The 21,945-nt window shown below is 32.4% G+C and carries 17 protein-coding genes and 1 pseudogene; 7 read left to right on the forward strand and 11 right to left on the reverse strand.

What is annotated here, in order from left to right; translation table 11 throughout:
• Nucleotides 1–69: 69 nt before the first annotated feature.
• On the reverse strand, nt 70–1,347 hold the full coding sequence (locus N4A42_RS10485; protein WP_294073702.1) for a hypothetical protein: 1,278 nt from the start codon (nt 1,345–1,347) through the stop codon (nt 70–72).
• A 248-nt stretch (nt 1,348–1,595) separates the two neighbouring features.
• Between N4A42_RS10485 and N4A42_RS10490 the strand changes: the two genes are divergently transcribed.
• The gene (locus N4A42_RS10490; RefSeq protein ID WP_294073704.1) at nt 1,596–2,936 is read left to right on the forward strand and encodes a deoxyguanosinetriphosphate triphosphohydrolase; all 1,341 of its coding nucleotides are present in this window, start codon (nt 1,596–1,598) and stop codon (nt 2,934–2,936) included.
• Nucleotides 2,937–3,017: 81 nt separating this feature from the next.
• Complete coding sequence (locus N4A42_RS10495) at nt 3,018–3,188, forward strand: hypothetical protein (RefSeq protein ID WP_294073706.1); 171 nt, start codon at nt 3,018–3,020, stop codon at nt 3,186–3,188.
• A 20-nt stretch (nt 3,189–3,208) separates the two neighbouring features.
• On the opposite strand, the gene N4A42_RS10500 is transcribed toward N4A42_RS10495, so the two are convergent.
• Nucleotides 3,209–4,969, reverse strand: coding sequence for a 1-deoxy-D-xylulose-5-phosphate synthase (locus N4A42_RS10500; RefSeq protein ID WP_294073708.1), 1,761 nt, complete (start codon nt 4,967–4,969; stop codon nt 3,209–3,211).
• A gap of 227 nt (nt 4,970–5,196) precedes the next feature.
• Here N4A42_RS10500 and N4A42_RS10505 point away from each other — a divergent pair, with 227 nt between their 5' ends.
• From N4A42_RS10505 to N4A42_RS10515, 3 genes are read left to right on the forward strand one after another with little or no spacing between them, the layout of a single operon-like run.
• Complete coding sequence (locus N4A42_RS10505) at nt 5,197–7,833, forward strand: T9SS-dependent M36 family metallopeptidase (protein WP_294073710.1); 2,637 nt, start codon at nt 5,197–5,199, stop codon at nt 7,831–7,833.
• 9 nt (nt 7,834–7,842) lie between these two features.
• Nucleotides 7,843–8,292, forward strand: a complete 450-nt coding sequence (locus tag N4A42_RS10510; protein ID WP_294073712.1) for a nucleoside deaminase — start codon at nt 7,843–7,845, stop codon at nt 8,290–8,292.
• A gap of 11 nt (nt 8,293–8,303) precedes the next feature.
• A complete protein-coding gene (locus N4A42_RS10515) occupies nt 8,304–8,765 on the forward strand; it encodes a protease complex subunit PrcB family protein (protein ID WP_294073714.1) in 462 nt (153 codons plus the stop codon).
• Between the two features lie 76 nt (nt 8,766–8,841).
• On the opposite strand, the gene N4A42_RS10520 is transcribed toward N4A42_RS10515, so the two are convergent.
• From N4A42_RS10520 to N4A42_RS10555, 8 genes are all read right to left on the reverse strand, one after another.
• Nucleotides 8,842–9,033 carry a cold-shock protein gene (locus N4A42_RS10520; protein WP_008269621.1) on the reverse strand — a complete coding sequence of 64 codons (192 nt, stop codon included), beginning with the start codon at nt 9,031–9,033 and terminating at the stop codon, nt 8,842–8,844.
• Nucleotides 9,034–9,133: 100 nt separating this feature from the next.
• A complete protein-coding gene (locus tag N4A42_RS10525) occupies nt 9,134–9,379 on the reverse strand; it encodes a hypothetical protein (RefSeq protein ID WP_294073717.1) in 246 nt (81 codons plus the stop codon).
• Nucleotides 9,380–9,413: 34 nt separating this feature from the next.
• Nucleotides 9,414–11,195, reverse strand: coding sequence for a chloride channel protein (locus tag N4A42_RS10530; protein WP_294073719.1), 1,782 nt, complete (start codon nt 11,193–11,195; stop codon nt 9,414–9,416).
• Nucleotides 11,196–11,241: 46 nt separating this feature from the next.
• Complete coding sequence (gene aspS, locus N4A42_RS10535; RefSeq protein WP_294073721.1) at nt 11,242–12,996, reverse strand: aspartate--tRNA ligase; 1,755 nt, start codon at nt 12,994–12,996, stop codon at nt 11,242–11,244.
• Between the two features lie 152 nt (nt 12,997–13,148).
• Nucleotides 13,149–16,691, reverse strand: a complete 3,543-nt coding sequence (locus N4A42_RS10540) for an efflux RND transporter permease subunit (protein WP_294073723.1) — start codon at nt 16,689–16,691, stop codon at nt 13,149–13,151.
• A 9-nt stretch (nt 16,692–16,700) separates the two neighbouring features.
• On the reverse strand, nt 16,701–17,870 hold the full coding sequence (locus tag N4A42_RS10545; RefSeq protein ID WP_294073725.1) for an efflux RND transporter periplasmic adaptor subunit: 1,170 nt from the start codon (nt 17,868–17,870) through the stop codon (nt 16,701–16,703).
• Between the two features lie 30 nt (nt 17,871–17,900).
• Nucleotides 17,901–19,220, reverse strand: coding sequence for a TolC family protein (locus tag N4A42_RS10550; RefSeq protein WP_294073727.1), 1,320 nt, complete (start codon nt 19,218–19,220; stop codon nt 17,901–17,903).
• A 3-nt stretch (nt 19,221–19,223) separates the two neighbouring features.
• A complete protein-coding gene (locus N4A42_RS10555; protein WP_294073729.1) occupies nt 19,224–19,838 on the reverse strand; it encodes a TetR/AcrR family transcriptional regulator in 615 nt (204 codons plus the stop codon).
• Nucleotides 19,839–19,991: 153 nt separating this feature from the next.
• On the opposite strand from N4A42_RS10555, the gene N4A42_RS10560 reads away from it, so the two are divergent.
• On the forward strand, nt 19,992–20,966 hold the full coding sequence (locus N4A42_RS10560; RefSeq protein WP_294073731.1) for a polyprenyl synthetase family protein: 975 nt from the start codon (nt 19,992–19,994) through the stop codon (nt 20,964–20,966).
• Nucleotides 20,966–21,316: a hypothetical protein gene (locus N4A42_RS10565; RefSeq protein ID WP_294073733.1), complete on the forward strand. Its 351-nt coding sequence runs from the start codon at nt 20,966–20,968 to the stop codon at nt 21,314–21,316. Before N4A42_RS10560 ends, N4A42_RS10565 begins: the two co-directional genes overlap by 1 nt.
• 1 nt (nt 21,317) lies before the next feature.
• Here N4A42_RS10565 and N4A42_RS10570 read toward each other — a convergent pair.
• Nucleotides 21,318–21,945 (reverse strand): annotated as a pseudogene (locus N4A42_RS10570) (TonB-dependent receptor); the annotation flags it as partial.

A 21,945-nucleotide genomic window follows, 5' to 3' on the forward strand; every position in this document is an offset into this window, starting at 1 on the left:
TAATTTTATATAACCCATTACCTACCTTGTAGATAATGGGTTTGTTTAATTTAATAATTAGAGTAAATCTTAGAATCCTAAGCTTCCTTCAGCATTAGAATAGGTCCAGCTTAAGTTTGATGTTGTAGCACCAACAGTTTGTGCACCTTCAGATACAGCAGTTGCTGTAGATCCAAATCCTGTTACAGTAACAGTTTCAGCTTTGTTAACAAAAATATCTGTAACATTAGTAACACCTGTAGGTAAAACAATTTCCCATGCGCCAAAAGTTAAATCACCATTGTTATAGTTAGTTGCAACACCATCGTTGTCTAACTCAACGTCTGAAGAATCTTTAAAACCATAAGCATATACATTTTCAGTATGTCCTTGTGCGTTACTTCTGTAATCTGCATATTCTCCATTAGCAGTATCAGTGTTACCAATTATTGTAGCATTTCTTAAGGTAAATGAACCAGAACCAGTTCCTTCAGGACCATCAATTTCAAAAGCATGATCAGAGATATCACCCAATACAACAACTACATTGTCAACAGTACCAGAATATGCTTGATCAATATCTATAGCATCATCACCTTGTGCCCAAACTAATAAGTTAGAAGCATTAACAGTACCACCAAAGAATTCAATACCATCATCTACGTTACCTATAACTTCAATATTGTCTATAATAGTTCCGTTACCAACACCACCTAAAGTAAGGCCGTTAATTTCGTTACCTTCACCAATTAGAGCACCTCCATGTCTAATAGAGATATATCTTAAGCTTCCTGAGCTATCGTTAGCATCAGAGCCACCATAAAGACCAAAAGTGTCATCAGCAGGAATACCTTCAATTTGTGCTTCTGGAATATCACCAGAAAAAGAGCAAGGAGCGTTACCTAAAATAATTAAACCTCCCCAAAGACCTCTATCGTTTTCGTCTAAGTTTGTTCCCGCAGTTTGTCCGCAAGTAATATTGTCTTGAGTTGATGTGAAAATTATTGGCTCATTTTCTGTACCATTAGCATTAAGTGTTCCTCCTCTTGCTACAATTAAAGCAGAAGCTAAAGAACCAGTACCTGATGATCCTTTAATAATTGTACCAGGATTAATTGTTAAAGTTGCACCAGCAGGTACAACAACTTTTTGGTTTAATTGGTATATGTTATCATTTGTCCAAACAGTTCCGTCAGTAATTTCACCAGTTACAGCAACTATAGGGCAATCATCACCACCTGAGCCTCCAGGATTTTCGTTAATAATTGTAGTAGAAGTTTCTACAATTAAAGGAGCATCATCATCTTTAAAACATCCTGTAAATACAAATGTTGAAGCTACTAATGCGATTAAAAGTAATTTTTTCATTGAGTTAAATTTTAATAATCAAATTTTGTTTTTTGTAATGAGGCAAAGAAAATGTGATATTCTTTGTTGTAGGTTACTCAATGATTAAACATTTGTAATGAAAAAGTTAGTTAAACGTAACCTTAATGTTAGTTGATTTCTCATTAAGAAAACAATTTCTTAACATTAAGATTTCTAAAAACACTTAAGGCTATATCTAAATAATTCTATTTCAATTTATTTATATTGCAATCTTAATATTTTAAGCTATGAATTGGGAGCAACTACTATCCTTGAAGCGTTTTGGAGATGAAAATAAACGTCTAAGAAGAGAACAAGATGAAACACGTGTAGGTTTTGAGGTTGATTATGACAGAATTATTTTTTCTACTGAATTTAGGAGTCTTCAAGACAAAACTCAGGTTGTACCATTATCTAAAACAGATTTCGTACATACCAGATTAACTCATAGTTTAGAGGTAAGTGTTGTTGGTCGTTCGTTAGGTAGAAAAGTAGGTAAGTTACTTTTAGAAAAGCATCCACATTTAGAAAATATTCATGGATATAAAATAAATGACTTTGGTGCTATAGTTGCAGCAGCAGCTTTGGCACATGATATAGGTAATCCTCCTTTTGGGCATTCTGGTGAAAAAGCCATTGGTGCTTATTTTAAAAATGGAAAAGGAAAACAGTTTAAAACTTATTTAGCGGAAAAAGAATATCAAGATTTATGTGACTTTGAAGGTAATGCTAATGGGTTTAAAATCTTAACAGAGAGTAGAGAAGGAAGAGCAGGCGGATTACGATTAAGTTATGCCACATTAGGTGCTTTTATGAAATATCCAAAAGAGTCCTTACCAAAAAAACCAACCAATCATATAGCAGATAAAAAATATGGTTTTTTTCAGAGCGAAAAACAGATGTTTACAGATGTTGCTTTAGATTTGGGTTTAACGACAAGAAGTAAAAAGGATATAAGCTATAGTAGGCATCCATTAGCATATTTAGTTGAAGCAGCAGACGATATTTGTTATACTATAATAGATTTTGAAGACGGAATCAATCTTGGGTTGATTGAAGAAGAATTTGCGTTAGAATATTTAATAAAGTTGGTGAAAGGTAAAATAATAACCAAAAATTACAATGCATTAAAAACTACTCAAGATCGCGTAAGTTACTTAAGAGCATTAGCTATTAGTACCCTTATTGATGAAGCCGCGTCTCTTTTTATGAAACATGAAGATGCTATTTTGAACGGAAAATTTGAAACAGCACTTTTAGATATAAGTCAATATAAAGCACAGATAAAGGATATTATTAATTTAAGCATCAAAAAAGTCTACCGTTCTAAAGAAGTGATTAATAAAGAAATTGCTGGTTATGAAATATTGAATCAATTACTTGGTGCTTTTGGACAATTAGCATTTAATTCTTACGAAAACAATCTTTCTAATTATGATAAATTATTAATTAACCTACTACCCGAAACGGTAGAATTGTCAAACGATTCACTGTATAATAATTTGCTAGGAATTTGCTTATATATTTCAAAACTATCGGATACAAATGCTATGTTATTGCATCAAAAATTAAAGGGTAATATTTTGTGAGTGTATTTCGTCGAAAAAATTTGGTTTTCAGCGACTTATTGGTTTTCTTTATTACCTAATTAGCCCCAAAAAAACCTACTTATGAGAAATAATATACTCGGAGGCTTAGTCATTTTTGTTGTGGTATTGACTTGCCTATTATTGTTAGACGACATATCAAATACTCAAGAAAAACCTTCAATTGAGGATACAGCACAAGTTGAGCAAACAACAAATAAAAATGATTTAGCCATTGTTGAAAGTAATAAGTAAGTATTAAAGTATTTTTAATATTAGTTATCGATTAATTTTTCAACGATTTCTTTTATAGATGATACATCTAATTGTTGAAGTTTTTGTAATTGATCAATTGAACCATGCTCAATAAATTCGTCTTTAATACCTAAGACAGTAACCGATTGTTTATAGTTGTTAGTATTAGTAAATGCCAAAACAGAACTTCCAAAACCACCTACTGTTGTGCCATCTTCAATGGTAATGATATGTTTGTGAGTTTTAAAGGCATCATGCAATAATGACTCATCAAGAGGTTTTATAAATTGCATGTCATAATGCGATACTTCAAAGTGTTTAATAGCCTCTTCAACATGTTTTGCTATTGTACCGACAGATAAAATAGCAACTTGTTTTCCTTTTTTTAGACAAATACCTTTACCTATGGTAAGGATTTCAAAAGGTTGTTTCCAATGTAAAAGATGACCTCTTCCACGTGGATAACGAATGGCAATAGGGAAATCAATACCCAATTGAACTGTGTACATAATATTGCGCAAAGCAACAGCGTCTCTTGGAGCAAAAATTACCAAGTTAGGAATACAATTAAGGTAAGCCAAATCAAAAACACCATGGTGTGTTGCACCATCTTCACCAACTAGTCCTGCTCTATCTAAGCAAAAAATAACAGGTAAATTTTGAGTTGCTACATCATGAATAATTTGATCGTAAGCACGTTGAAGAAAAGTTGAATAAATATTACAAAAAGGGATTAAACCTTGGGTTGCCATACCTGCAGCTAATGTTACTGCATGCTGTTCAGCAATACCAACATCGAAAGCACGATTAGGTATTTTATCCATCATGTATTTTAAAGAACTTCCTGTTGGCATAGCAGGTGTAATCCCTATAATTTTTTCATTCTTTAAAGCGAGTTCAACGATGGTTTCACCAAAAACATCTTGGTATTTAGGCGGTTCACTTACACTAGATTTAGCAATAAGTTCGCCAGTATTGGCATTGAATTTTCCTGGAGCATGATATTTTACTTGGTTTTCTTCAGCTTGTTTTAAGCCTTTACCTTTTGTAGTTATAACATGCAAAAATTTTGGACCTTCAATATGTTTTAATCGTTCTAATTCTGAAATTAAAGTAGGAAAATCATGTCCATCAATTGGACCAGAGTAATTAAAATTTAGAGCTTCAAAAATATTATCTTGCTTTTGAGTGCCTTTTTTAACGTTAGTTAAATATTGCTTTAAAGCACCAACACTAGGATCTATGCCAATAGCATTATCATTCAATATTACAAGTAGATTAGCGTCAGTAACACCAGCGTGATTAAGACCTTCAAAAGCCATTCCACTAGCAATAGATGCATCACCAATGACAGCAATATGATGTCTGTTTTCTCCTTTAAGTTGTGAAGCTATTGCCATTCCTAAAGCTGCAGAGATTGATGTTGATGAATGACCAACTCCAAATGTATCATATTTACTTTCGCTACGTTTTGGAAAACCACTAATGCCATTAAGTTGCCGATTGGTGTGAAAACTATTTTTTCTTCCAGTTAGTATTTTATGACCATAAGCTTGGTGACCAACATCCCAAATCAATAAATCTTCAGGAGTATTAAAAACATAATGTAAAGCTATGGTTAATTCTACAACACCTAAACTCGCTCCTAAATGGCCTTCTTTAGTAGCTACAATATTGATGATAAACTCACGTAATTCTTTAGCAAGTTGAGGTAAGTCCTCAGCCTTTAATTGGCGTAAGTCCTTTGGTAAATCGATATATTCAAGAAGTGACTTTTTCACTCTGTAAAAATACAAGATTTATTAGTCTTCAGCGAGGATAACTAAAGGTAAAGAATAAACTATAACAACGCTTGTATTCTGTTGTTAACTTATGTTTGTGTTAAAAAAGTTTACTATGTTTAATTGATGTGTTTTTTATGCTAGAATAAAGATCTTAAATATTTATTTTATATAAGGAAATGAAAAGTTTATAATGTTTTTACGACCTATGTTTTTAAACTATGATTATGAAAAAAAAAGTCCTTAAAACTATTTTATATTTTTCTACAGTACTCTGCTTTAATCTCATGGAAAGTCAGACTCCATTAAAATCTCACAAATACAGAGAGCTAATTACTGATTATCTCAATAACAAAAAAGCTGATTATGGTTTATTTAATAAAGATTTAGAGACTTTGTTGGTAACAGACTCCTATACATCAAAAACTACAGGTGTAAGTTACGTTTATATTCAACAAACGTTTCAAAGTATTAAAATATACAATGCTGTTTCTAGTTTTGCAATTAAGAATAATGATGTCTTTTATTTTAGTAATCGTTTTGTGGGTAGAGCCAATTCCAAGGTTAATAGTGTCATACCCACCATAGCGCCTGAAATTTCAGTGGCTAACGTAGTAAGTCATTTTCAATTGGGAGAGCTTCAAGCCATTCAGCAAATAGAGCGTTACAATAATATGTATGTGTTTTCTGATGGGTCAGTTTCTAATCGCAATATTACAGCAGAATTGGTGCTTTTAAATACAGAAGATGAGTTAAAACTCGCATGGGATATTATGATCTATGCTAAGGATGATTCGCATTGGTATAGTGTAAGAGTAGATGCCTTAACAAATACTGTTTTAGAATCTAATGATTTAATTCTTAATTGTACGTTTGGTACTCACAGTCATAAAGAGGCTAATAAGAAGCCTGTATTCAGTTTATTTAAAAGTAATAATTCAGCAGCCTCTGTTTTAGTAGATGGCTCTGTATATAATGTCTTTACTTTACCAACAGAAAGTCCAAATCATGGATTAAGACAAATTGTAACAAATCCATCAAGTGTGTTAGCATCACCTTTTGGTTGGCACGATACAGATGGTATTTTTGGACCAGAATTTACTACAACCAGAGGTAATAATGTCATTGCTCGAGAAGACAGAAATGGAGCGGATTCTAATTTAGGTTTTTCGCCAGATGGTGGAAATACATTAAATTTCAATTTTCCATTAGATATTAATCAACCACCAAGTGGTTACGAAGATGTAGCTATAACAAACCTTTTCTATACCAATAATATGATGCACGATATTTGGTATCACCATGGTTTTGATGAAGCTTCTGGTAACTTTCAGGCTAATAATTATGGAAATCTTGGTTTTGGAAATGATCATGTTATAGCGGATGCACAAGACGGAAGTGGTTTAAATAATGCGACGTTTGGTACGCCTCCAGATGGGATAAATCCTATAATGACCATGTTTCTATGGTCGCCTTCTGGTCCATTAAACCAACCATTAACCATAAATACTGGTACTGTAGCAGGAAGCTACAATGGTACACAGGCAGGATTTGGAAGTGAATTAATGACTACACCTATTATAGCAGATTTAGTTTTAGTTAATGATAATAGTTTAGATACAGCTGACGCTTGCCAGCCTCTTAACAATGATGTCAATATTAATGGGAATATAGCTGTTATTAGAAGAGGTGGATGTGAATTTGGGTTTAAAGTACTTGCCGCTGAAAATGCTGGTGCTGTGGCTGCAATCGTAGTCAATAATCAACCAGATGGTACATTTACAATGGGATCAGGCGCTAATGGAGCACAAGTAACTATACCATCAATAATGGTAAGTCAAGCAGATGGTGAAGCTATTATAGCAGCATTATTAAATAATGAAAGTTTAAATACATCATTAGTAAATAATGGTCCTTTTTTAATTGATGGTGATTTTGATAATGGTATCATTGCACATGAATTTGGTCATGGTATTTCTACACGTCTCAATAGTGGTCCTTCTAATGTAGGTTGTCTTTTTAATGACGAGCAAATGGGAGAAGGTTGGTCCGATTGGTTTGGTCTTATGGTAACTATAGAGCCAGGGGATTTAGGAGAAGATATTAGAGGTATAGGCACATTTGCAATAAGTCAGTCAACGACAGGGAATGGCATTAGACCAGCTCCTTATAGTACAGATTTTTCAATAAATCCATTTACATATGGGGATACAAACAATGTTAACCTTAGTCAGCCACATGGAATAGGCTTTGTGTGGTCTACAGTATTATGGGATTTAACTTGGGCGTATATTGATAAATATGGTTTTGATTCTGATTTATTTAATGGTAATGGAGGAAACAATAGAGTAATGCGATTAGTAATAGAAGGTCTTAAATTGCAACCGTGTGAACCTGGTTTTATAGATGGGAGAGATGCATTATTAGCTGCTGATCTGGCAGCTACAGGTGGTGAAGATCAATGTATGATTTGGGAAGTGTTTGCTAGAAGAGGTCTAGGGTTCAATGCCTCACAAGGTTTTTCTACATCTAGAACTGATCAAATAGAAGATTTTAGTATGCCTCCAACTAACGATCCATCTTTAGCAAATTGTTCTTCTTTAAGTATTGATGAGGTTTCAATTGAAAATACAATTAAAATATATCCCAATCCGGCTAATGATCAATTATTTATTAGTACGACTATTAGTTTTGATGATGTTTTAGTATCATTAATTGATATTAATGGTAGAGTTGTTTTAAACAAAACATTAAATTTATCAAACAAAAATTCAATCAATATTACCCAATTAGAATCGGGAGTGTATATTGTTAATATTTTAAGTAAGAATTTTAATTATAAAAAGAGAATTGTTAAAAATTGAAACTAGATTATGATTAAACCATTTGATGATACTTATTTTATGCGTAAAGCTCTAGATGAAGCCCAAGTTGCTTTTGAGAAAGGTGAGATTCCTGTAGGAGCTGTAATAGTAGTAGAAGATAGAATTATTGCCAGAACGCATAATCTTACAGAATTATTAAATGATGTTACAGCACATGCCGAAATGCAAGCGATTACCTCTGCTGCTAATTTTTTGGGTGGTAAGTATTTAACTAAATGTACACTTTATGTTACTTTAGAGCCTTGCCAAATGTGTGCTGGTGCTTTGTACTGGAGTCAGATTGCTAAAATTGTATATGCAGCTTCAGACGACCAACGTGGTTTTAAGACTTTAGGAACAAAATTGCACCCTAAAACCAAAGTGGTAAGCGGTATATTAGCAGATGAAGCTTCAGAATTAATGAAACGATTTTTTATTGAAAAACGTAATTTGAATTAAAACCAATTAACATGGTACATAAACTTTTAGGAATAACATTACTATTATTTGCATTAAACTGCAAGTCAACTAAAAATCAAGCAAATATGAATAATGAAGATGTTGTTTTAATTGGTGAAGGTAAATTGTATGGTTCTGGATCAGAAGGTATTGAAAAGCAAAATTTAGTGATTACCAATTCTAAAGATTGGAACGCGTTAGTTGCAAAAATGAATGCTGTTAATAATGTATCTGATAGTTTTACTGAAATAGATATTGACTTTTCAGAATATACAGTTATTGCTGTTTTTGATGAGGTAAAGAATTCTGGTGGGCACAGTCTAAACTTAATTTTTCAAGAAATTAATGACAAAATTTTAGTTGAAGTGTTGCGCAAGTCACCAGAGGGTATAGCAACTTCAGTAATGACACAGCCTTATTATATTGTAAAAATCCCTAAAACAGAAGTTCCGATTGAGTTTAAGAAAATATAGAGAGATTCTTGCCTAAGTAGTAATAAAAAACGCCCAACCAAAGGTTGAGCGTTGAAACTTGTAAGATATATACTAATTATAGTACCTGTACGTTTGCAGCTACCATTCCTTTTCTTCCTTCTTCTTCTGTGTACTCTACATTATCACCTTCGCGTAACTCTACTCCATTAAGGTTTGATACATGTACAAAGATGTCTTTTCCGGTTTCTTCGTTGGTAATGAACCCAAATCCTTTGGAGTCATTGAAAAATTTAACTGTTCCAGTCATTATAAATAAATAAAAATTAAAGCGTAAAGGTAGTGTATTAAATAATGCGCAAGGTTAATTAATTGTTTTATTTTAAAAAATTGATAATTAACGTGTTATACTAGATCTTGTTTTTTCTTTGATTTTCTCGCATTTTCTCAAGATTTTCTTTAGTAAGCATGTAATCTTTTACATTTTTACCTTTCCATCTGTAATATGAAAATAGGGGAAATACCACAAAGAATAAGCCTAATACACCAAAACCAATTAATTTTTCAGAATAATCGAGATCTAAGATAAAGCCACAAGTAATGCTTGCTACTGAAGCAATAAAAGTAATTAACGTTATAATGTGTATAGGTTTCATATTCATTTTCAACGAAAGTGAGAATCTTTTTAATCTATGATGTAAAGTTAATCAATTCGCGCCTATAAGCCGTTAATAGTTTAGATTTTGAAACAAATCCGTAGTATTTTTCATCTTTTATAACAGGAAGATTCCAAGCACCTGAAGATTGAAATTTCTTCATTACCTGTTCCATAGAATCATCTTCGTAGTAAATAATTTCTAGTGGTTTTTGCATAAAGGTTTCCACAGTTGTAGAATCATAAAGAGACGAATCAAACATTACAGATCTTATATCATCTAATAAGATAATACCAACAAAGTTTTGTTCATCGTCAGTAACCGGAAATAGATTTCGATTAGATTTAGAAACTCCATTTTTTAGCATATCACCAAGTGTCATTTCAGGATGTAAGGCAATAAAATTTTGTTCTATTACCGAATTAAGCTTCATTAAAGTGAGTACACTTTTATCTTTGTTTTGGGTTATTAAGGCACCTTTTTCTAATAACTCTTTGGTGTAAATGGTATGATCCAAGCCATTTTTATTTATTATAAATGACATAGATGCTGTTATCATTAATGGCACAAACAACTCATAACCTCCAGTGATTTCTGCAATTAAGAAAATAGCGGTAAGTGGTGCATGAAGCACACCAGCAATAAGACCAGACATACCAATTAATGTGAAATTAGCTTCAGAAACGTTAAAGCCTAAACCACAATTATTAATCACTTTTGCGACAACATTACCTAAGGCACTTCCCATAACTAGGGTTGGAATAATAATTCCGCCAGTTCCTCCAGCAGCGAAAGTCGTTGTCATGGCTATGGCTTTAAAAAGTGTAATGCCAAATAGTAAACCTATCACAATCCAGATATTATCTAAATGTGCATCAAAGGGTGTGTTCCCTAATGCTTTAATGTCATTGCCAAGCATTAAATTATTAATAAAACCAAAACCTTCACCATAAAGTGGAGGAATAAAAAATAGCATAATACCAATCGTTAAACCTCCAATGATTAATTTTTGTCTAGAGGATTTAAATCGATTAAAAAATGCGGTAATTCCAAAGTATATTTTTGAAAAATAGATTGAAGCAATTCCTGTTCCTATGCCTAAAAGGATATAAAATAAGGTGTCTTTAATGGCAAATTTATCTGTAACATTAAAATCGAAAAGCACACTATCTCCTAAGAAAAAATAAGATGTTATTACAGAGGAAACAGAAGCAATTAAAAGCGGTAATAAAGAAGCAAAGGTTAGATCTAAGCTAAACACTTCTATAGCAAATATAATTGCCGCAATAGGTGATTTAAAGATAGATGCTATAGCACCTGCAGATGCGCAGGCAATTAGTAAGCTTCTGGTTTTTCTATCAATATGCAATAAACGACTTAGATTAGAACTTAATGCTGAAGCCGAAGCAATCGCAGGTCCTAACAAACCAACAGAACCTCCAAAACCTACGGTAAGTGGTGCGGTTATTAAAGGTAGGTAAATTTTTCGTCTTCTAATGATACCATCACGTTTAGATAAGGCATATAAAATAGATGGAATAGCATGCTCGCTTGGTTTTTTTGAAATGTATTTTACAAATAAATATACAAGGTATAAACCAACTATTGGTAAAATAAAATAGATGCTATTTTCTGAAAGGATTATACCTTTTTCAAAAACGGCCTCTATGGTAAAAGTGATATTTTTTATAAAAACTGAAATTAATCCAGCTAACAATCCAATAACTAAACTCAACAAAAACACAAAGTTCTTTTCGGAAATGTGTTTGTATCTCCAAATAAGCAAACGTTTAAAAAAGTTGGATTTAGTTGGCATTCTTTAAAGCTAACAAAAAAATCCTGCAAGAAGCAGGATTTGATAGTTATGATTTTAAATTCAATTTTAAATTGAGTTCTTCAAGTTGTTCATCATCAATTGGTGCAGGTGCATCAATCATTACATCTCGCCCTGAATTATTTTTTGGGAAAGCAATATAATCTCTTATGGTTTCTTGTCCGCCTAAAATAGCAACCAATCTATCTAGACCAAAAGCAATTCCGCCATGTGGTGGTGCACCAAATTCAAAGGCATCCATTAAGAATCCAAATTGTGCTCTAGCTTCTTCTTCAGAGAAACCTAAGTGTTTCAACATAATAGCTTGTGTGGCTTTATCGTGAATACGAATAGAACCACCTCCTATTTCATTACCATTCAATACTAAATCGTAAGCATTAGCTTTTACTTCACCGGGTTTTGTGTCTAATAGCTCTAACTGTCCAGGTTTTGGTGAGGTAAATGGATGATGCATAGCGTGGTAACGTTCTGTTTCTTCGTCCCATTCTAATAAAGGAAAATCCATTACCCAAAGTGGTGCAAACTCATCTGGTTTACGTAAACCTAGCCGTTCAGCAAGTTCCATACGTAAGGCACTTAATTGTGCTCTTACTTTGTTGGTGTTGCCAGAAAGTACACAGATTAAGTCACCTGCTTTGGCACCTGTAACTTCTGCCCATTTTGCTAAATCATCTTGATCATAAAATTTATCTACAGAAGATTTATACGTGCCATCATCATTGCAACGACAATATACCATACCTAAAGCTCCAACTTGTGGACGTTTTACCCAATCGATAAGTTTATCGATTTCTTTTCTTGTATAAGAATTTCCACCAGGTACAGCAATACCAACAACTAATTCAGCTGAATTGAATACTTTAAAATCTTTATGTTGTGCAACGTCGTTAAGTTCTCCAAATTCCATCCCAAAACGTATGTCTGGTTTATCATTTCCGTATAAACGCATTGCGTCATCATACTGTATTCTTGGGAATTTGTCAATTTCAACTCCGTTGATTTCTTTTAATAAATGACGTGTTAAGCCTTCAAAAGTGTTTAAAATATCTTCTTGTTCAACAAAGGCCATTTCGCAGTCTATTTGTGTAAACTCTGGCTGACGATCTGCTCTTAAATCCTCATCTCTAAAACACTTTACAATCTGAAAATATTTATCCATGCCACCAACCATAAGCAATTGCTTAAAGGTTTGTGGTGATTGTGGTAAGGCGTAAAACTGACCTTCGTTCATACGAGAAGGTACAACAAAATCACGCGCACCTTCTGGTGTAGATTTTATTAAGTAAGGTGTTTCAACTTCAATAAAATCTTCATTAGATAAGTAATTTCTAACTGCTTGAGCTACTTTATGTCTAAAAATAAGGCTGTTTTTTACAGGATTACGACGAATATCTAAGTAGCGATATTTCATACGCAAGTCATCACCACCATCAGTTTCGTCTTCAATAGTAAACGGTGGTGTTAAAGCGTTGTTTAAGATCTTAAGTTCAGAAACTAATACTTCAATATCTCCTGTTGGAATATTAGGGTTTTTTGAAGCGCGTTCTTGTACTTTACCTTTTACCTGAATTACAAACTCACGACCTAATTTTTGAGCTTGCTCCATTAAGTCTTTAGAGGTTTGTTCTTCATCTAAATACAATTGCGTAATTCCATAACGATCTCTAAGATCTACGTAAATCATAAACCCTTTATCTCTAACTCCTTGTACCCAACCTGCAAGTGTTACTTCTGTATTGTTATTAGTGGCTCTTAATTCGCCACAATTATGACTTCTATACATAATGAAAATTTAGATAATGTTCATCTTCGCCAAGGCTTTGATGAATGAAGATGCAAATTTAATTAACTTAAAGGATAAAAAAACAAAAAGCCACAACAATTGTTGTGGCTTTTCTCGCTATTAATCGCTTTATATAAAGAATATAAAGTATGTTATTTATCTAATACAAACTGAGCATCGTCTTCAATTTGAATAGTCTCAGTTTCAACTTCAGTACTTTCATTTGTTGAGGCAACTCTATTTTTATACATTCTCATTTTTAATCTTGTAACTAAATAAAATAGTATTGGTACAACAATTAGCGTTAAGAATGTTGCTATAAATAATCCGTAGATTACAGCCCAAGCTAATGGTCCCCAAAAAACTACATTATCACCACCCATGTATATGTTTGGATCTAGCTCACTCATTAATGTAAAGAAGTTAATGTTTAACCCAATAGCCAAAGGAATTAGACCAAGAATTGTGGTAATTGCTGTTAACAATACTGGGCGAAGACGTGCTTTCCCACCTTTTACAATAGCATAAAGTAAATCTTTATTATTTACAAATTGATCTTTCGGAATATTGTGTTCAGCCTTTTTTCTATCTATTAATAGTTGCGTGTAATCTAAGAGTACAACACCATTGTTTACCACAATACCTGCGAGAGAAATAATTCCCATCATAGTCATCATAATAACAAATGAAGCTCCTGTAATAACTAAACCACCAAATACACCAATAAAACTTAAGAAAATAGCTAACATAATGATACCAGGTTTTGATACCGAATTAAACTGGAAAATAAGAATAAAGAAAATTAAACTTAAGCCTGTAAAGAATGCTCCCATTAAGAAGGCCATTTGTTTATTTTGCTCTTCTATCTGACCTGTATAATCAATCTTAACATTATTAGGTAATTTTCTAAAGGTCTTCATTTCATTCTGTATCTGTTGTACTATAGCACCTGCATCTGTATAACCTGGTGCTAATGCAGAATATAATGTTACAACACGTTTTGTGTCTCTGTGTTTAATAGCACTAAATCCAGAATTGTTAGTAGGACTTGCCAATGCAGAGACTGGAATTTCTATAAGCTTACCTGAATTGTTTCTAAAAGTGATTTTTTGATTAAATAAAGCACTTCTGTTATATCTATTTTCTTCGTTAAAACGTACATAAATATCGTAATCGTCACCACCTTCTTTATAAACACCTGCTTTAACACCAAAGATAGAATTACGCAATTGATTACCTACTTGAGAAGATGCAACACCTAATTCTCCTGCTTTTTTTCGGTCTACAACAACTTGCATTGAAGGCTTATCTTTGTTAACATCTATCTTAAGCTCATCTATTCCTCCAATACTTTTTTGATTGATGAAATTACGCATTTCTTCAGCAATGGCAATTAATTCATTATAGTCATCACCTTCAATTTCAATATTGATAGGATGCCCTACTGGAGGACCATTTTGATCTTTTTCTACAGAAATTAATACACCTGGATAAATACCAACTAAAGCTTCTTGTACTTTTTGACGCATTAACTCACTATCTTCTCCACGACGATACTTATACTCACGCATTGAAGCCGTAATTTTACCTTTATGCGGTAACTCAGCAGAAGAACCTCCATCAGTTTGTGGATTTCCAGCACCTGCACCAACTTGAGATACTGCACTTTCTACCATAAAGTTATAATCACCATCTGTATATTGATCGTTATTTAATACCTCAAATACACGCTTTTCAATATCCTTTGTGATTTTATTAGTCTTTTCAATATCTGTACCTTCTGGATATTCTATATAAACAATAATCTGATTTGGTTTATTATCTGGAAAAAATTCAATTTTTGTTCTTTGTGATGCAATTGATGCTCCAAAACCAACAAATGATAAGACAAGTAATATCACAGTTCCAATTACAATAAGACCAGGCTTCCATCCTTTTAATGCACCTTTTAAAATCTTTTCATAAAAGTTTTCGAGACGTACTAGGGCACCATTTTGAAATGCATTTGCCCAGTTTCTTAGGAACAATCTATAAACCCAAAGCATAATTGCGGTAAAGATCATTAATGTTCCTATACTCTTATAGCTACCTCCTATAAAGAAAATTAATAATCCAATACCACCCATTATTGAGGTCATAACTACAATTTGCTTTAATGGCATGTCTTTATCTTCTGTAGTCATAAATTTTGACACTAGTACTGAATTAAAAAAGATAGCTACAAATAAGGATGAGCCTAGTACAATAGATAAAGTTATAGGAAGAAGTTTCATAAATTCTCCCATAACTCCTGGCCATAGTCCAAGAGGTACAAAGGCTGCTACAGTAGTTAATGTAGATATGATGATAGGGAATGCAATTTCACCAATTCCTTTTTTAGCAGCTTCAATTCTATCCATACCTTCTTCGTCAATTAAACGATAGACATTTTCTACAACCACAATACCGTTATCTACTAACATTCCTAATCCCATAACAAGACCAAACAAAATCATTACATTAAGTGTGTAGCCTAAGGAATTAAGAATCATTAAGGACATAAACATAGACATTGGGATTGCAAACCCAACGAAAATGGCATTTTTAAATCCTAAAAAGAACATTAAAACAACTACTACTAAGATAACACCAAAGATGATGTTGTTTACCAAGTCATCTACTTGGCTAATAGTTTTTGGCGATTGGTCGTTTGCTATTGTTATGTTTAGATCTTTAGGGAAAACAGTTTCTTTAGCTTCATTAACAACGTGTTGTACTTTTTCTGCAGCTTCTACCATATTTCTACCAGCACGTTTTTTAACATCTATCATTACAACAGTATGTCCGTCTTCTCTTGCATAAGTAGTTTTGTCTTTTTCTTTAAAAGTTACTTTAGCAATATCTTTTAAATAAATAGGACTATTTTCATCTGATTTTACTACAAAATTTTCTAAATCTGATGGGTTTTCTATCTCTCCAAGGATTCTAATGGTACGGCGCTGACCGCTAGTAATAAAGTTTCCGGCAGACATGGTAACATTACCGCCATTGATAGCATCTTCAATGTTTTTAAAGCTTACTTGTGCAGCCATCATTTTGTAAATATCTACTGCAACTTCAACTTCACGTTCTTGGGCTCCTCTAATATCAGCTTGCTTAATTTCTGATAAGTTTTCAATTTCGTCTTGTAAGTATTCAGCAAAATCTTTTAAGCGTTGTACAGGATAGTCGCCAGAGATATTAATGTTTAATATTGGCATTTCTTCAGACATACTTAGCGCAAATACATTTGGTTCTACCTTAGCACCATTAAATGTTGGCCAGTCTTCTGATGAGGTTTCTGTATCAATTTCGTCTTTTACTTTTTGTTTGGCTTGATCTACAGTTATGTTTTCATCAAACTCAACAATAACCATGGAGTAATCTTCTTGAGAAGTAGATGTAATCTCAACAACATTACTTACAGTTTTTAATTTATCTTCTAAAGGATCGGTAATTAACTTCTCGATGTCTTCAGCAGTATTCCCTGGAAATAAAGAGCTAATGTAAATTTTAGTCTCGTTAATCTCTGGGAAATTCTCGCGAGGCATGTTGTAGAATCCTTTGATTCCTAAAAATAGAATCAAAGCAATCAACACATATATTGTGGTAGAATTGTTAATTGCCCAAGTAGACAATTTAAATTCTTTGTGTACCTTTTTTTGTTCTTGAGTCATTTTTAGATGTTAGTTTTTTGTTACAATTTCTACTTGTTGTCCTTCTTTTACACTACGTGCACCTTCTTCAACAATTTCCATATTAGATTCTAATCCCTCTATAACTTCTATAATATCATCTTGTGCTTTGCCTGTTTTTACAATAATTCTTTTTGTTGTTCCAATATTATCGGCAATGTCATTAACAACATAAATGTATTGTTCGCCTTTTGCGTTTTCTGAAATGATACTTTGCGGAATTAAAAATGCTTTTTCGCTACTATAGTCGTTAATTTTAAGTTTTGCTGTAAGGTTAGGCTTTATGTTTTTATCCTTATTAGGCACTGCAACTTCAATTTTAAAAGTTCTATTGACTGCATTTATAAAGTTGCCTGCTTGTCTTACTGTGGCATTGTATGATTTTCCTAAAACAGGGAAGTCTACAATTACTTTTTTACCTTTAGTAATGCTAGTAATATAAGTTTCAGGAACATCTGTTTCTATATACATGTCTTTAAGATTTACAATGCGAAATAGTTGGGTTTGACCTTGAGAAACAACGGTTCCTTGATCTGTAATAACATCGTCAATTGTTCCAGAAAAAGGGGCTCTTACTATAGTTTTAGCAATTTGACTTTTCATATTGTTAACTACTTCTTGTTGAGCCTCATAATTAGATTTAGCTTGTAAGTATTGCATTTCGCTACCAATTTTTTGATTCCAAAGACGTTGTTGACGCTCATATGTTGTTTTAGCTAAATTGGTTTGAATTTCTAATTGTGCTAATTGCTGACTTAGGCCACCATCATCTATTTTAGCTAGTTGTTGCCCTTTGTTAACACGTTGTCCTTCTTTTACATATACATTGGTTAATACTCCACTAAACTCTGGATTTATAACTATGTTTTGTTTGGTAGAAACATTTCCTTGTAACTCTAAATAATGATCAAACTCCTTTTGTGTTGCTTTAAATGTTGTGATTTGTGACAATTTTTTGTTAGTATCTAAAGCTTCTATTTCATCATTTAGAAGTTGTAACTGATCTGAAAGTAATGTTTGTTTAGCTTCTAAAGCAGATTTTTTTTCTTTTATCTGTTTAAGGTCTCCTGTAGCAATAATATCTTCTACTGAAGTTTCTTTCTCTCCTCCACATGATGCTAGGATTAAAGTTATGATAAATAATGAAACTATTTTTTTCATGTTATAATGATTATGTTTTGGTTGATGTGTCTAATTATTAGTACTTATAATGGTTTCTAAATCTGCTTTTTTGTTAATGATTTCTATCATTGATTGCAGATATTCTTGTTGAGAATTGTACAATTGTGTTTGTGCTTGTCTTAGCTCAAAACTAGAAGCAATCCCTTCAAAAAATTTGGTCTGATTTTTTTGCTCTATTCGTTGTGCAAGATTTAGGTTTTCTTTTTTGTTTTGGTATTCTTCTATAGCAAACTTGTAATTACTTTTTGCTTCTGCGATTTGTAATTTTAATTGTTGTTCTGTTTGAGCAAGATTATCCTCTGCTTTTTTCAAGTTAATACGAGCACGTTGGGTTGCAGCAGATCTACCAAGAGAACTAAAAATAGGTATGTTTAAATTAGCACCAAAGGTTACAGTTCCTATCCATGACTTGTTAAAATCAAAATAATTGAACTCAAATCTGTTTGCAATATAAGAGCCATTTAATGATGCGTTTAGTGTAGGTAATGCTTTGCTTTTTTCAAGTTTTAAAAGTAGAAATTTAGATTTCTTGTCATTATCTGCAATTTTATAATCTATTGTGTTGGTTACATTTTCATCAATTTTAAGAAGATTTAGCTCTATATTTTGAATCGCTAAAGATTCAAGATTATCTGTTAATTGAGTTGGATGATTAATGTCAACACCTAGATTGATATTTAGCATTTGGTAAGCAATACTTTTTAAGCGTTTAGTATTACCTAAATTACTTCTTACTCCTGAAAGTGTTATTTGCAATTGCTCCACACTTTCTTCTTCTTCTAAACCGTTTTCGAAGATTTTTGTAGTTTCATTTAAGTTTTTTTCTAATACTGAAATGTTTCTCTCTAATACTTTTATGGTTTCTTCTGTTAATAAAACATTACCATAGGCATTAATTACAGATTTTCTAACTTCAAGATCGGTTTTAATTTTAGTGTTTTTTGAAATTTCTAAAAACACTTTAGCAGATTGAAGTCCTACTAAATATGAGCCATCAAAAATTTTCTGAGTTAAATTAGCACTTGCAGTCATGCCATGAGGTGCTCCAAAATCTGGAATCCCATCATTATCAAAATCTATAGCTTCAAATTGCTGTTTTATTTGGTTTTGATAATCAATAGAGCCATTAAGTTGTGGTAAACCTGTTGCTGTAGTTTCCCATTTTTGTTTCACTGCTGCATCAATATCTCTAGCTGCGTTTTTGGCAGTTCTATTATTTTCTAGGGCATAATCTATAGCTTCTTGAAGACTAAAACTTTCGGGTGGTTCTTGCGAATAGCCAAAATAAGATAGGCATAATATCGCTATATAAATAAATTGTTTATCCATTTTTTATGATTGATTTTCTTTGTATTTAATTAATTGTTGTTCTAATATAGAATGTCCATAAAGTGTTGCAATGGCTCTTGTATGGTATTCTAAAATCTTAACTTCTGTTTTAACAACTTCAGAGAGGTTGTGGTCAAATAAATCACTTTCATATGCGCCAAAAACAAGAGTAAAGTAAAATTTCATTACCATTTCCTTATCTATGTTTTCTCGGTATAATTTTTCTGAAATCCCTTTTTCTAGATTTGTTATTACACATTCACTAAAGGTGCAAATTTCTCTATCCATGAGTTTTGCATAGGTTTCAGGATAGTATTTTTTTAACTGAAACATAGGAGATGTTTTTGCGTTTTTAAACATGTTTTTAAACACGTTTTTTATAGCAAAATTTTCTTCTATAGCGTTATAGTCTTTACTCATTATATCTTCTATAATGGCATCTATAGTTTTTTGAACGTAAGCTACGGTTTCATCTACCAAGTGGTCTTTATTATCAAAGTACTTATAAATGGTTTTTTTAGAAATGCCCATTTCATTGGCAATATCATCCATAGTAACGCTCTTAAAACCATATTTTAAGAACATATCTCCTGCTTTATCTGTAATTTTTTCTTGCATAGGCAATTATAATTTCGGCGCAAAAATACATTTGGAAACTTTACAAACCAAAAAAGTTTCCAAAGTTTTAATAATTTTTTAACACAAAGACTTAACCTTGGCAGAATTTTAAAATCTATAAGGTCTTTTAAACAATTCATTTATTTTTGTTGCATGCAAAACATAGAAACTTACCAGAAATCTTTTTTAAAGTATTTAGAGGAATTTACCTTAAAAAGAGAACCAATAAACTTATACGAACCTGTAAACTATATTCTCCATCTTGGTGGGAAACGATTACGACCAGTTTTAACTTTAATGACTGCTGAGATTTTTGGTTGCAGAATGGAAGATGCCATGAGTGCTGCACTTTCTATTGAGGTGTTTCATAATTTTTCGTTAGTACACGATGATATTATGGACGATGCTCCCTTACGAAGAGGGCAAACTACAGTGCATGAAAAGTGGGATTTAAACACAGGAATACTTTCTGGTGATGCTATGCTGATTTTAGCTTATCAATTGTTTGAAAATTATGATTCATCTACATTTCAATCGCTTGCTAAGTTGTTTAGCAAAACTGCATTAGAGGTTTGCGAAGGTCAACAATATGATATAGATTTTGAAACTCGAGACGATGTTACCATACAAGAGTATCTTAAAATGATAGAATTTAAGACCGCTGTTTTGGTAGGTGCTGCTATGAAAATGGGAGCTATTGTTGCTAAAGCTTCAGAAGAGGATCAAATCTCAATTTATGATTTCGGACGTTATCTAGGTATTGCATTTCAATTACAAGATGATTATTTAGATGCTTTTGGAAATCCGGAAACTTTTGGAAAACAAGTTGGTGGTGATATCTTAGAAAATAAGAAAACCTATTTATACATTAAGACCATAGAGCTAGGAACAGAAGACGATACTTCTAAATTAGTAAAATTAATGGCCAACACTACTATTTCTAATGACGAAAAGGTTGATGCTGTTAAAGCAATTTTTAATAACTCTGGCGCATCGCAAGCAACACAAGAGGCTGTGAAAGTGTATACACAAAAAGCTTTTGAAATTCTTAATAACCTTAATATATCTGAAGATAAAAAACAAATACTTAGACTATTTGGTGAGCAATTAATGAATAGACATGTGTAATGTGTTTACCAACGACTTTTGAAGGTTTAATTACTGAAGCTTCTGCTTTAAATCTATACAAAAAACTTATTGCGCAGCTCAATAAAGATTTACTTCTCGCTAATATAGATTTAGAATTAGATGAAGAAACATTGCCTTTAAGCCTAAAGTTGGTGTTACAAGAAACCGTGTTTTATCTTATTCAAAATAAATTTTCAGACTACCTTAATCTTCTTTACCAGGTTGATGTTTCTGAAATAAAAATACGAGCCCTAGCTACTGATGATGCTGAAAAATTATCTCACGATGTAACCTTTTTAATTCTTCAGCGCGAATGGCAAAAGGTGTGGTTTAAGGCAAAATATTCTTAAATTATGGGAATAAGTAAGACACGTTGATATAAAAATTTCTTCCTTGTCTTGGTATGTTATTCCAATCTGCATATGTAGAATAGTTGGCATCTAATATATTTTCAATTCCGTATTTTAGAATAGTTCTTCCATGTTTACCATAAAACGCATTGCCGAGATTGAGGTTTAAAATGGCAAATGCAGCTGTTTCGTTTTCACCATAAAAGCTGCTATAGTTGCTTTGATTTCCGTTGCCATCTAGCTGCAAAGCAATATTAAATTTAGGTCTTTTATAGTTTAATTCTGTAAAGTAAGAGAAAGGTCTTATAAGAGGAAGATTCTCGTTATTACTCCCTTTTCCGTAGTTATATCCAATAGTTCCATTAATAGACAAATGCTTAGAAAAATTGTAGCTAGTATTTAAATGAACATCAAATATTTTAGCATTGTCTAGTGCAGTATAAATGCGTACTCCATTAGCTCCTATGGTCATTGGGCTAATATTGTTAGGAGCAATATCTCCGATAATGTAATCCATAATGTAGAAATAAGAAGATTCTATACCAATTTTAAAATCTTTATAGGTTTTAGAGTAACTTAGATTTGCTTCTAAAGCTTTTTCATCTTTTAAATTAGGATTGCCGATATAA

It is taken from the genome of Winogradskyella sp. (assembly GCF_025210595.1).
Taxonomy (GTDB): domain Bacteria; phylum Bacteroidota; class Bacteroidia; order Flavobacteriales; family Flavobacteriaceae; genus Winogradskyella.